The sequence below is a fragment of the Undibacterium sp. TJN25 genome, from assembly GCF_049339885.1.
Classification (GTDB): domain Bacteria; phylum Pseudomonadota; class Gammaproteobacteria; order Burkholderiales; family Burkholderiaceae_D; genus Undibacterium.
On record NZ_JBMPPM010000013.1, the window covers coordinates 1 to 12,045 of the forward strand.

Annotated in this window: 12 protein-coding genes and 1 pseudogene; 11 read left to right on the forward strand and 2 right to left on the reverse strand. The window is 54.9% G+C overall.

The features are described 5' to 3' along the window. Positions 1–118: pseudogene (locus tag ACO0LO_RS24975) on the reverse strand (NAD(P)(+) transhydrogenase (Re/Si-specific) subunit alpha); the annotation flags it as partial. A gap of 726 nt (positions 119–844) precedes the next feature. Between ACO0LO_RS24975 and ACO0LO_RS24980 the strand changes: the two are divergent. From ACO0LO_RS24980 to ACO0LO_RS25030, 11 genes are all read left to right on the forward strand, one after another. Continuing rightward, complete coding sequence (locus ACO0LO_RS24980; protein ID WP_422968528.1) at positions 845–1,330, forward strand: NUDIX hydrolase; 486 nt, start codon at positions 845–847, stop codon at positions 1,328–1,330. A 1-nt stretch (position 1,331) separates the two neighbouring features. Further along, entirely contained in the window at positions 1,332–2,441 is a 1,110-nt protein-coding gene (gene mnmA / locus ACO0LO_RS24985; protein ID WP_422968530.1) for a tRNA 2-thiouridine(34) synthase MnmA, read from the forward strand. Between the two features lie 167 nt (positions 2,442–2,608). Further along, positions 2,609–4,228: an FMN-binding glutamate synthase family protein gene (locus ACO0LO_RS24990; protein ID WP_422968532.1), complete on the forward strand. Its 1,620-nt coding sequence runs from the start codon at positions 2,609–2,611 to the stop codon at positions 4,226–4,228. 375 nt (positions 4,229–4,603) lie between these two features. Then, positions 4,604–5,485 (forward strand): MurR/RpiR family transcriptional regulator, encoded by an 882-nt coding sequence (locus ACO0LO_RS24995; protein WP_422968534.1) that lies wholly within the window; start codon positions 4,604–4,606, stop codon positions 5,483–5,485. Positions 5,486–5,725: 240 nt separating this feature from the next. Beyond that, on the forward strand, positions 5,726–6,532 hold the full coding sequence (locus tag ACO0LO_RS25000; RefSeq protein ID WP_422968536.1) for a prohibitin family protein: 807 nt from the start codon (positions 5,726–5,728) through the stop codon (positions 6,530–6,532). Between the two features lie 331 nt (positions 6,533–6,863). Beyond that, the gene (gene ahpC / locus ACO0LO_RS25005) at positions 6,864–7,427 is read left to right on the forward strand and encodes an alkyl hydroperoxide reductase subunit C (RefSeq protein WP_422968537.1); all 564 of its coding nucleotides are present in this window, start codon (positions 6,864–6,866) and stop codon (positions 7,425–7,427) included. Between the two features lie 233 nt (positions 7,428–7,660). Next, the gene (gene ahpF, locus ACO0LO_RS25010) at positions 7,661–9,256 is read left to right on the forward strand and encodes an alkyl hydroperoxide reductase subunit F (RefSeq protein ID WP_422968539.1); all 1,596 of its coding nucleotides are present in this window, start codon (positions 7,661–7,663) and stop codon (positions 9,254–9,256) included. A gap of 284 nt (positions 9,257–9,540) precedes the next feature. Beyond that, complete coding sequence (gene hemP / locus ACO0LO_RS25015) at positions 9,541–9,744, forward strand: hemin uptake protein HemP (protein ID WP_422968541.1); 204 nt, start codon at positions 9,541–9,543, stop codon at positions 9,742–9,744. A gap of 102 nt (positions 9,745–9,846) precedes the next feature. Beyond that, the gene (locus tag ACO0LO_RS25020; RefSeq protein WP_422968543.1) at positions 9,847–10,170 is read left to right on the forward strand and encodes a hypothetical protein; all 324 of its coding nucleotides are present in this window, start codon (positions 9,847–9,849) and stop codon (positions 10,168–10,170) included. 105 nt (positions 10,171–10,275) lie between these two features. Further along, positions 10,276–10,434, forward strand: a complete 159-nt coding sequence (locus tag ACO0LO_RS25025) for a hypothetical protein (protein ID WP_422968545.1) — start codon at positions 10,276–10,278, stop codon at positions 10,432–10,434. Between the two features lie 5 nt (positions 10,435–10,439). Beyond that, on the forward strand, positions 10,440–11,126 hold the full coding sequence (locus ACO0LO_RS25030; RefSeq protein WP_422968547.1) for a TonB family protein: 687 nt from the start codon (positions 10,440–10,442) through the stop codon (positions 11,124–11,126). A gap of 238 nt (positions 11,127–11,364) precedes the next feature. Here the strand turns inward: ACO0LO_RS25030 and ACO0LO_RS25035 are convergent, their stop codons facing one another. Then, positions 11,365–12,024, reverse strand: coding sequence for a hypothetical protein (locus ACO0LO_RS25035; protein ID WP_422968549.1), 660 nt, complete (start codon positions 12,022–12,024; stop codon positions 11,365–11,367). Positions 12,025–12,045: the final 21 nt, after the last annotated feature.

The following is a 12,045-nucleotide window of genomic DNA, read 5'->3' on the forward strand; positions in this document are numbered from 1 at the left end:
CGGCGCCGGACTGCACGATGACCTGATGTTTGGCCGCAACGTATTTCTTGATGGTTTCGGGCGTTGCCGCTACGCGCGTCTCGCCCGGCCGTGTCTCGGCGGGGATGCCGATTTTCATAGGTTTGCTCCTTGGTTATGCTTCTTCGTTTGGCTTCTTGATCATAAGGAGGGAAAGCACCGGTGACCCGATGCTGCCCGATGGCGCGCGCATGCAGGCGCCAGATATTTCTTAGCTTAGACTGCTTGCAGCAATGACTGTCATCGATCTGCTCCTTGTTTATTCCTCGTAAGGCTTCCGGGTTTAATTCTTAATTATTGACGGCGCATGGCGATGACAATACATCGACTTCGTTTTCCATGCTTGCGGCACCGGGATCGCCGGATGCAGCCTCTTGGCCGTTTCTTACAGAAGCTTACGTTTAATTATGAACAACGATATTACACGCAAAATGTTTTTTAGCACAACCGTTCGTTTTTATGTTTTTTAGATAATTTTAATGCAAATTTCAGTCTATTCCTTGCATACAGACAGCAAATCCTGCACAGCAAATCCTGAGGAAAAGCGAGATAGGGAGCGCCATCTGCCTGTTATTGCAGCATGCAGGACGGCTTTTCCGCTTTCCTCTCCAAAATGAGATGCAAGCACATAGACAAAATTCGCATTAGCTAATTCGTATTGAATTTACACCCAAGTGCGCCATTTAGTGTGGCTGCCTGTCCACATCGGCAATACCACTTCACGCCATGTCCCCGAAGAATATGGTCCGGCAACAGCGCCGTATGGCGGAGTTGGGAGAAAGCAAGCAGGAAATCGCTTAAAATAGCGCCTTATTCGAAAGCAAGTATGTCAGATATCTGGAAACCCTCGGTCACCGTCGCCGCCATCATCAGCCGCGATCATAAATTCCTGATGATAGAGGAAGAAACCTCGGAAGGCGTGCGTATCAACCAGCCTGCCGGCCACCTCGACCCTGATGAAACGCTGCAGCAGGCCGTCATCCGCGAAACGCTGGAAGAGACCGCGCACGATTTCACCCCCACGGAATTGATAGGCACCTACCTGTCGCGCTACGTATCGCCCAAAACCGGGCTGGAAGTCACCTACCTGCGCTTCGCCTTTACCGGCGAACTGGGGCAGGCGCATGCGCTGCCGCTGGATACTGGCATCCTGCGCACGCTGTGGATGAGCCACGACGAGTTGCTGGCGTCGCAGGCGCGGCACCGCAGCCCGCTGGTGATGCAATGCGTGAACGACTACCTGCTGGGCAAGCGCGCGCCGTTGTCGCTGCTGTATACCCATCCGTCGGCGCTGGGCCAGGGAGTGCAATAACATGGCAAAGAAAAGAGTGGTGATAGGCATGTCCGGCGGCGTTGATTCGTCAGTGTCGGCTTGGCTGCTGAAAGAACAGGGTTATGAAGTCATCGGCCTGTTCATGAAGAACTGGGAAGACGATGACGATTCCGAATACTGTTCCACGCGCCAGGACTGGATAGATGCCGCCAGCGTGGCTGACGTCGTCGATGTGGATATCGAGGCAGTCAACTTTGCCGCCGAATACAAAGACCGGGTATTTGCAGAATTTCTGCGCGAATACCAGGCTGGCCGCACGCCGAATCCGGACGTGCTGTGCAATGCCGAAATCAAGTTCAAAGCCTTCCTCGACCATGCGATGAAGCTCGGCGCCGACTATATCGCCACCGGCCACTATGCGCGCGTGCGTGAAGTGAACGGCGAGTTCCAGTTGCTGAAGGCGCTGGATGCCAGCAAGGACCAGAGCTATTTCCTGCACCGGCTGAACCAGGCGCAATTGTCTAAAACCTTGTTTCCGCTGGGAGAAATCCAGAAAACGGAAGTGCGCAAGATTGCCGAGCAGCTGAAGCTGCCGAACGCGGCGAAGAAAGATTCCACCGGCATCTGCTTCATCGGCGAACGCCCTTTCCGCGAATTTCTGAACCGCTACTTGTCCTACCAGCCGGGCGCGATGATGACGCCTGAAGGCGAAATCGTCGGCGAACACGTGGGCCTGAGTTTTTATACGCTGGGCCAGCGCAAGGGCATAGGCATAGGCGGCATCAAGTCGCACCAGAAAGCCGACGGCAGCAGCGACGCCTGGTATGTGGCGAAGAAAGATGTGGAGCAGAACAGGCTGTACGTCGTGCAGGGCCATGACCATCCATGGCTGCTGTCGTCTGCACTGGAAGCCGGGCAAAACAGCTGGGTCGCCGGTTATGCGCCGGAAAAGGAAAGCCTGTCGGCCAAGACGCGCTATCGCCAGGCCGACATCGCCTGCGCCATCGACACCAGCCAGGCCGGTAGCTTCAACCTGGCTTTCGACGTGCCGCAATGGGCCGTGACACCTGGCCAGTCCGCTGTGCTGTACGACGGCGACATCTGCCTGGGCGGCGGCATCATCAGTTCCGCCGACCGCGCTGCAGAATAATAGGCGGCTTCCAGCCACCGGATATACACGGGTATAACAGACCTAAGAGCGTGATGCTGTAACGCCCCAACAACAGCACCACAGGGACATTGCTTTCGATGCCATGTTCCTGTTTCGCATTCCAGGCTTCGCCTGTACACTGCTCCCCAAATCAATGGAGGAGCAAGATGCTAAACGCGCGTTACCTTACCCTGGTTCTTTCCGGCTTCGTTTTCCTACTGTCCTTTTCGCTGGCGCTGATCCTCGACCGCGGCTGGTGGCTGGTGTTGGCGTCCGGCGCGCTGACCATCGTCGGCATCAGTGATCTACGGCAGACCAAGCGTTCCATCCTGCGCAACTACCCCATCCTGGCCAACTTCCGCTTTTTCTTCGAATATATACGGCCGGAGATACGCCAGTACTTCCTCGAAGAAGACACCGCAGCCAATCCTTTCTCCCGCAACCAGCGCTCCATTGTTTACCAGCGGGCCAAGCAGGAACTGGACAAGCGCCCTTTCGGCACCCAGCTGGACGTCTATGAATCCGGCTATGAATGGATTAATCATTCGATCAGCCCCAGTACCGTCCACACGCACGATTTCCGCATCACCATCGGCGAAGGACGGGCGCAGCCGTATTCGGCCAGTGTGTTCAATATCTCGGCGATGAGTTTTGGTGCGCTGTCGGCCAATGCCATACGCGCCCTGAACCAGGGTGCGCAGAAAGGCGGTTTCATGCACGATACCGGCGAAGGCAGCATCAGCCGCTATCACCGGCCCGAAGACAGCAAAGATGCCGGCGGCGATCTGGTGTGGGAAATTGGTTCCGGCTATTTCGGCTGCCGCAATGCCGACGGCAGCTTTTCCGAAGAGCGTTTTACCGCCAGCGCCACACTGCCGCAGGTGAAGATGATCGAAGTCAAACTGTCGCAGGGCGCCAAGCCCGGCCACGGGGGCCTGCTGCCGGGCGCAAAAGTTACATTTGAAATTGCGGAGGCGCGCGGCGTGGAGCCGGGCGTCGATTGCGTATCTCCCTCCGGGCATTCTGCCTTCTCTTCACCGGAAGGCCTGCTGCAATTTGTCGACAAGCTGCGCACGCTGTCCGGCGGCAAGCCGACCGGCTTCAAGCTGGCGATAGGCCATCCATGGGAATTCTTCGGCATCGCCAAGGCCATGCTGAAAACCGGCATCACGCCGGACTTCATCGTCGTTGACGGCAGCGAAGGCGGCACCGGTGCAGCGCCGGTGGAATTTACCGACCACGTCGGCGCGCCGTTACAGGAGGCGCTGCTGCTGGTGCACAACACGCTGGTCGGCGTCAATCTGCGCGACAAGGTCAAGATAGGCGCTTCCGGCAAGATCATTACCGCGTTCGACATTGCACGTACGCTGGCGCTGGGTGCCGACTGGTGCAACTCCGCGCGCGGTTTCATGTTTGCACTGGGCTGCATCCAGTCGCAAAGCTGCCATACCGGCAAATGCCCTACCGGCGTTGCAACGCAGGATCCGTCACGGCAAAGGGCGCTGTTCATTCCCGACAAGGCCGAACGCGTTGCGCATTTCCATCAGAACACGCTGAAAGCGCTGCAGGAACTGATAGAGGCCGCGGGCCTGCATCACCCTAGCGAACTGAAACCGCGCCATCTGGTGCGCCGCGTATCGCCGAACCAGGTCAAGCTGGTCTCCAGCCTGCTGCCTTATCTGGAGCCGGGCGACCTGCTGGACGGCAAACAGCCGGCCTATCTGCCCGAAGTATTTGCCACCTACTGGCCGGTGGCCCAAGCAGACTCTTTCCATTGCCTGCAGTAAACCGCCTAGCCGGGCCCGGTTTTTGCTCTAGCTTTTCAGCGAGCGCGAGTGCCCTGACGGACTTCTCACCTTAAGCCGGCGTTTATCCTGTGAATTGCAAACAGAATTGCGCAAATAAACGCTATTTCAAAATTAAAACTTGAAGATGTTTGCTTACCCTGCAGGTTCAAGTTTGTTGCGGCAGTAACGCGGACGTCCGCAAACCCGGCAAGTGTCCGTTTTTTTGCAAATTCTGACCTGATCCATTTCTTTACAATTGAGTTGTATGAAATTATATTTACATTTTTCTACCACCGAAAATACCTGGCCATCATGAATCGTCCCGATCTTCAAGCAGTTGGCGGTACAGTCAATGCCCGCATTGGCAAGGTATATATGAATTTGTCGAAGGCGCATCGCAAAGCGGCTGATTACGTGCTGTCCAACGTTTTCCGTTCGGCAACGATGTCCATCGATGAACTGGCAAATGCGGTCGGCATCTCGGTCGCCACAGCCAACCGCTTTGCGCGGGCGCTGGGTTTTGAAGGCTATCCGCAATTCCGTGCCGAACTGGTTTACGGTTTTGAAGCGATGTTGGCGCCCATCGACAAGCTGCGCACTGAGGTGCAGCGCCCTGCCACCAGCATAGAGGTAATCGCTTCGGCGCTGAATGAAGACATCAATAACCTCGATGCCACACGGCGTGGCCTGGTGCCCGAACTGTGCAGCCAGGCTGTCCGCATGATCCTCAATGCGGAACGTATCTATATCGTCGGCTACGGCGCCAGCGCTTTCCTCGGTGGCCTGATGATGCATAGCCTGGAGCCGTTCTGCGACACCATACAATGCACGGTGGGTTCAGGCGGCCCTTCGCACGCGGCGCGGCAGCTGTTTAAATACACGCCCAAGGATTTGGTGATTGCCCTGTCCTTCCCGCGCTACGCGGAAGACGTAGTCACCATCCTGCACCGGGTGCGCGATAAGGGCGTGCCCATCCTGGCATTAACGGATGCGCCCAGTTCGCCACTGGCCTCGCTGGCCAACGTGACCCTGTATGCGCAGACGCGCAGGCAGTTGTCGCCGAACTCGGAAGCGGCGGCGCTGTGCCTGATCGAGGCAGTATGCAGCGCAGTCGCGCACCAGGCCAAATCGCCAGTCAACTCCGCATCGGAAATGATGGAGTTCATGCTGCCGTGGATGTACCAGGACCCGGTATCACAACAGCGCAGGCCGGCCAGCGTCGACGTGGACGAAGCGGCGGATTCAGACCGGGGCTGAAGCAACCCGTACCGTTCCGGCATGCCGCGCCTGGCGGAGCAAGCCCGCGCTGGCATTTTCTGCGCGGGTCTTGCGAGCAGCCCTCCCCTCCTATCTTTTCTACAGTGGTGAATTGAACCTCGCTTTACCGCTGAATCTTTCCTTCAGCACATCTATACTTCCTTCCATTCATTACCCCTTCTGCCGAAGGGGCGATGACCATCCGCTGTATCTGTCTACAATGAAAACAAGGAATTGAAGATGCAAAACGTTTCCAAACTGATTGCCGGTGCCGTCGTCATCGTGCTGCTGGTGGCGCTGGCGCCGTTTGCCACGGTACCGGCGGGTAACCGCGGTGTGATGACAACCTTCGGCAGCCCGTCGGCCGAGGTGTATTCCGAGGGTATCCACTTCCGCTGGCCTATCGCGCAAAGCCTGCACCTGGTGCCGGTATCCATACAGAAGGGCGAAGGAGAAGGCGACGCCGCCTCCAAGGACTTGCAGACCGTGCATACCCGCGTCGCGATCAACTATCACGTACGGCCGGAGTCCGTGGTGTCGGTCTATCGCGACCTCGGCAACGAACCCGGCGAGCGCATCATCATCCCCAGCGTGCAAGAAGCGGTGAAGGCCGTGACAGCCAGGTTTACTGCGGAAGAACTGATCTCCCGCCGCTCTCAGGTACGGGATGAGATTGTGCTGGCGCTGCGTGAGCGGATGGCAAGACATGGTCTGGTGGTGGATGAGTTCTCCATCGTCAATTTCAACTTCAGCAAGACGTTCAATGAGGCGATTGAAGCGAAGACCACTGCCGACCAGCTAAAAATGAAGGCGGAACGCGACCTGCAAAGGATAGAGGTAGAAGCCAAGCAGAAAGTGTCGCGCGCCAGGGCGGAAGCAGATGCACTGGCCTTGCAGCGCCAGCAGGTAACCCCGGAACTGCTGCGCCTGCGGGAAACCGAAAACCAGGCCAAGGCGATCGAAAAATGGGATGGCCGGCTGCCAACCACCACGGGCGGTGCGATACCTTTCCTGAATATCGGCAGTGGAAGCAGTAGCGGTAAATAACTATGCATAGCAAAAATTAACTGCCGCCAGCAAAGCCCGCGCTCCTGCCAGTATACTGTGCGGGGGCGCTTTCATTTTAGGCGCTCCGGTGCATCGCCCCTCCGTTTTTGCTTGCATTCCGGGGCTTGTGCCGCCATCTGCATCAGAGATTAATGGATATTTAGGCAATCAGGCAGCGGCTGTTCTTGCCTGAAATGCATGCGGTCACTGAACTGTCATCGATAGTTAAAATCAATTGCAAATATAAATATAATTAACTCTACAAATGATCACCGTTGGCCTACACTACGGTCTCATATATGAATTTATCAACCCTCACGAGGAAATGACGATGTCTCTTATCAATACCCAAATCAAGCCATTTAAAGCGACCGCTTACCAAAACGGAAAATTCATCGACGTTAGCGATGAAACATTGAAAGGCAAATGGTCTGTTGTCGTGTTTTACCCAGCTGACTTCACTTTCGTCTGCCCAACAGAACTGGAAGATCTGGCGAACAACTACGCTGAATTCCAAAAAATGGGCGTTGAAGTCTATGGCGTTTCCACAGACACGCATTTCGCGCACAAAGCATGGCACGACACTTCCGACGCGATCAAAAAAGTGCAATACGCACTGGTTGGCGACCCAACAGCAACACTGGCTCGCAACTTTGAAGTGTTGATCGAAGAAGAAGGTCTGGCACTGCGCGGCACTTTCGTCATCAATCCAGAAGGCAAAATCAAGATCCTGGAAGTGCATGACAACGGTATCGGCCGCGATGCATCCGAACTGCTGCGCAAGGTAAAAGCTGCCCAGTACGTTGCATCCCACCCAGGCGAAGTTTGCCCAGCTAAATGGACAGAAGGCGCAGAAACATTGACGCCATCTCTGGACCTGGTAGGCAAGATCTAAAACCTGCCCAATATCTTACTGCGCGGACGTGATCGGGGATTCATGCGCTGCTCAAAATGCTCACGTACTCAAGTACGTTCCGCTTTTTGCGCTGCTCTTCACCCCGCTGACGACCGCTCGCTACAGATATTGAACAGGTTTAAGCTGGAAATTCCTTAAAGCAGTTCGTGGCGCAGCGCGCATTGGCGTGCTGCGCTCAAAAATATGCAAACCCTGTTATGAAAGCCGCAATCATGTTAGATGCAAATCTCAAAACCCAGTTGAAAACCTATCTGGAAAAGGTCACGCAGCCGATTGAGATCGTTGCGTCCCTTGATGGTGGCGAGAAATCCCGTGAACTGAAGTCGCTGCTGGAAGAAATCACTTCCCTGTCCAACCGCATTGCGCTGGTAGAGCGCACCGATGACACAGAACGCAAGCCTTCATTCAGCATTAGCCGCCCAGGCACCGATGTCGGCGTGCGCTTTGCCGGCATCCCCATGGGCCATGAATTTACATCGCTGGTACTGGCACTGCTGCAGGTGGGCGGCCACCCAATCAAGCTGGATGATGCGGTGATCGAGCAGATCCGCAACCTGGATGGTGATTACCAGTTTGAGACTTATATTTCCCTGTCCTGCCAGAATTGCCCGGAAGTCGTACAGGCGCTGAACGTGATGTCCATCATCAACCCACGCATCCGCCAGGTAACGATAGACGGCGCCCTGTTCCAGGATGAAGTGGAAAAACGCCAGATCATGGCAGTGCCGACCATCTATATGAACGGTGAAGTATTCGGCCAAGGCCGCTCCGGCGTGGAAGAAATCCTTGCCAAGCTGGACAGCAACGCCGGCAGCCGCAAGGCCGCAGAACTGAGCAAAAAAGAAGTGTTCGATGTGCTGATCGTCGGCGGCGGCCCTGCCGGCGCTGCGGCAGCCATCTACGCCGCCCGCAAGGGCATCCGCACCGGCGTGCTGGCTGAACGTTTCGGCGGCCAGGTACTGGATACGCTGGCAATTGAGAATTTTGTCTCGGTGCAGGAAACCGAAGGCCCTAAATTTGCGACCGCACTGGAACAGCATGTGAAAACTTATGAAGTCGACATCATGAATCTGCAGCGCGCGGATGCATTGGTGCCCGGCAAGCTGCTGGAAGTGAAGACCGCCAGCGGCGCTACACTGAAGGCCAAGAGCATCGTACTGGCAACGGGCGCGCGCTGGCGTGAAATCAATGTGCCTGGCGAGAAGGAATACCGCAACCATGGCGTTGCCTACTGCCCGCATTGCGACGGCCCGCTGTTTAAAGGGAAGCGCGTCGCAGTCATCGGCGGCGGCAATTCCGGCGTGGAAGCTGCTATCGACCTCGCAGGCGTAGTAAGCCATGTGACCCTGATCGAATTCGGCGCAGAGCTGCGTGCTGATGCGGTCCTGCAACGCAAGCTGCACAGCCTGTCTAACGTGGTCGTCATCACGTCGGCACAAACAACGGAAATCCACGGTGACGGCGCCAAGGTCAATGGCCTGACATATAAAGACCTGAAATCCGGCGAAGCGAAGAAAGTGGAACTGGAAGGCGTGTTCGTGCAGATCGGCCTGGTACCGAATACCGAATGGCTGAAAGGCACGCTGGCGTTGTCGCGCCACGGTGAAATTGAAGTCGATGCCAAGGGCCAGACTTCCATCCCCGGCGTGTTTGCAGCCGGCGATGTCACTACAGTGCCGTTCAAGCAGATCGTCATTGCGGTAGGCGAAGGTGCAAAAGCCTCGCTGAGTGCATTTGACTACCTGATCCGTTCATCGGTGGATGATGACGAGACTGTGGCTGCCGAGCAGGTCGCCGTCGCGGCCTGATCCTCCTCTGCTCCGTATTACCCGGTAATACCCCTCGACGGGCCTGCCAGCATCTGCTGCAGGCCCGTTTTTCTTATGCCGCCCCGCCCTATCCCTTCCTCCTTAAGTCCTTGTTTTCAGGCATTTTTTGACTCCGCCCCGGCGATTTTGTTGGCTCAAATCATCTTCTTGGAAGCAAGTCGCAAAAACCTTTGTGACATACAGCAAAAAGACTTGCAAATTTCCGCAGAATATACAATAATCTAAATAAGAATTGTTCTCGTTTAGATTACAGGAGAAATAAAATGACTCAAAGCACGTCACCGGAAGTACACCCAGAAGCACGTAGCGTCGTGGGCTTGTCTACCAAAAGTGCAGATGGCACTCCTGTCGTTCGCCTGAAAAGCCGCGAACTGATGCGCCAGATGCGGGAAGTGGAAATCGACCATGAAGGCCGTATCTATCGCCTGCGCATCACGCAACTGAACAAACTGATCCTGACTGCCTGAGCAAGCCGGGATCACGATGTTGACATTTCCTAGCCAGCGTTGCCCCAGCCTTGTTGCACAGGCAGGAGTGCGCGAGCCAAACCATTCGATAAGGAGAGTTTGATGGCTAGCAGCAATCCAGAATTTTTTGAGCCAGGCAGCGTGCCTGCACAGCCTGAGCTCCTGGTCTCAGCGGTACTGCACCTGATGTCGCATTACACGGTTAACAATGCAGAGAGCGGAGACCACAGTGCCTGCGTCAAGCTGGCCTCGGTGATAGAGCGGCACCTGAAGATCCTGGCAGACCTGCCGGATCTGGCGCCGGTATTAAGGGCAACCTGCCAGCAATTGTCTGAGCAGTGGGCCATCGTAGTAGAACGAACTTTGCCCCAACAGGGGAAATTCAATTTACTCACACGCCTGGTAACAGGTGCGCGGGTGAATTGAAGAACTTTACAGCTGATTGATAGCCAATTCTGAAGGTATGACATGATTGTCTGTGTTTGCAACAATGTTTCTGAAAAGAAGGTCCGCAATGCCGTTGAATCCGGCATGACGACCATGGCCGAACTGCGCGCTAATCTGGATGTAGGCACCTGCTGCGGCAAATGCGCAAGCTGCGCCAAAAGCATACTGCGCGACTGCATGGATAAAGCCATGCCGGCACATATCCATCAGGTACATTTCCATTCCAATGCGCTGGCCGCGTAAGCACCATGCAAACTGCCGCACCTACCATGTCCTTCGAGCTGCCGTTTGCGCTGCTTGAAAAGGTCCGCCGCTCCGGTTCGCTGATCGTCACCGTGCTGGCGCATCTGGGCCTGATCTATGCGCTGCAGAACGGGTTGCTGCGGCATGTCACGCAGGCGCTGCCGAAAGAAATATTCATCAGCCTGGTAGCGCAGGAACCGGAAAAACCGGCAACACCCAAACCCGCGCCCAAACTCATTCCCGTGACCAGGCAGGCAGCCGTGCCGGTGCCGGTGGTACCCATCATAAATAAGGCGCCGGCAGAAAACGCGATAGTCATTACGCAGACAGAAACGCCGCCTGTTGCGCATCACCAGGAAGCCGCCGCCCCCGCCACGGTACAGCAAGCTGCGCCGGCCACACCGGCCCCGCCGAAAACCATATCCGGCATCGAATACCTACAAGCGCCAAAACTGGAATATCCAGCCATCTCCCGCCGCATGGGCGAAGCCGGCAAGGTCGCGCTGCGCGTGCTGGTGAATGAAAAAGGCCGCGCTGAAAAAGTGGAAATCGAAAAATCCTCAGGCTTTTCACGTTTGGACGACGCTGCCAAACAGGCACTGATGCGCGCCTTGTTCAAGCCGTATATCGAAGACGGCAAGGCGCTGACTTTCTGGACGGTAGGTGTATTTACGTTTGATTTGAATAGCTAACAATCATTCAAAGGCAAAAAAGAGGAGCAAGTGACGCTCTTTTTTTTGTGACATATAAGTCTACTCCGTTGATATGACAATCTAAATAGATCATCGATATCAACCACGCACAAAGCCCCATACAACTTATTGAAAGTGAATATTCAACGCTTGAGCAATTGATCCTCCACAGAATCTATTAGCACGTCCACGTCAAAAAAACCTTCCAGATATTTATATTTTCCTGTAAGTCAGCCGATCATCTTGAGGGGGTATCCATAGAGACGTAGCGAATAACATCTGACAATAGCTCTATAGCGGGCCCACCCGAAACCGCAAACGACAGTGCATTCAACCCAACTCGGTAATATAAACCTGCTCGCGGATTGACAAGGCCGAGCGTATCTATTTCATATTTTCCCGAAGCAAAATTAAGGGCGCAGTAACAAAGCAGTTGGCGAATGTCAGCCAATCTAAAGTCTCGCTCAACATTTTTTAGCTCATATAAAGTTTTACCGACGAGAATGTCCCCCTCGCAGTCGTCTAGAATGCCGCATCCGGTAAATTTCGGGTGCATTTCAACAGCGTCTCTTGGATTAGTATCCCGTATAAAATCACGTAATCGCTTTGCGAGGTCGAATGCTTCAAGCACCTCCGCTTTTTCCATCAACAACAGTGACGATGATTGCTCTAATCGCGATATGTAAATATGCACCTCATTTGCTAATGACTTCACTGCAGCAGACTCTATTAGCTCATCATCTAATGACAAGCCATTACTCAAAAAATTTGTGTAGAGTCGAAATGAAAGCTCACTAATCAATGCATTGCGAGCGCCCTTAAAGATGGTAGGACGAGGAAGCGAAAATCTTTCTAGGTCGACATTCATCGCGCGCACAAATGCCTCGCCCATTGGCATCGCAATCCTCCAGAATGAAGA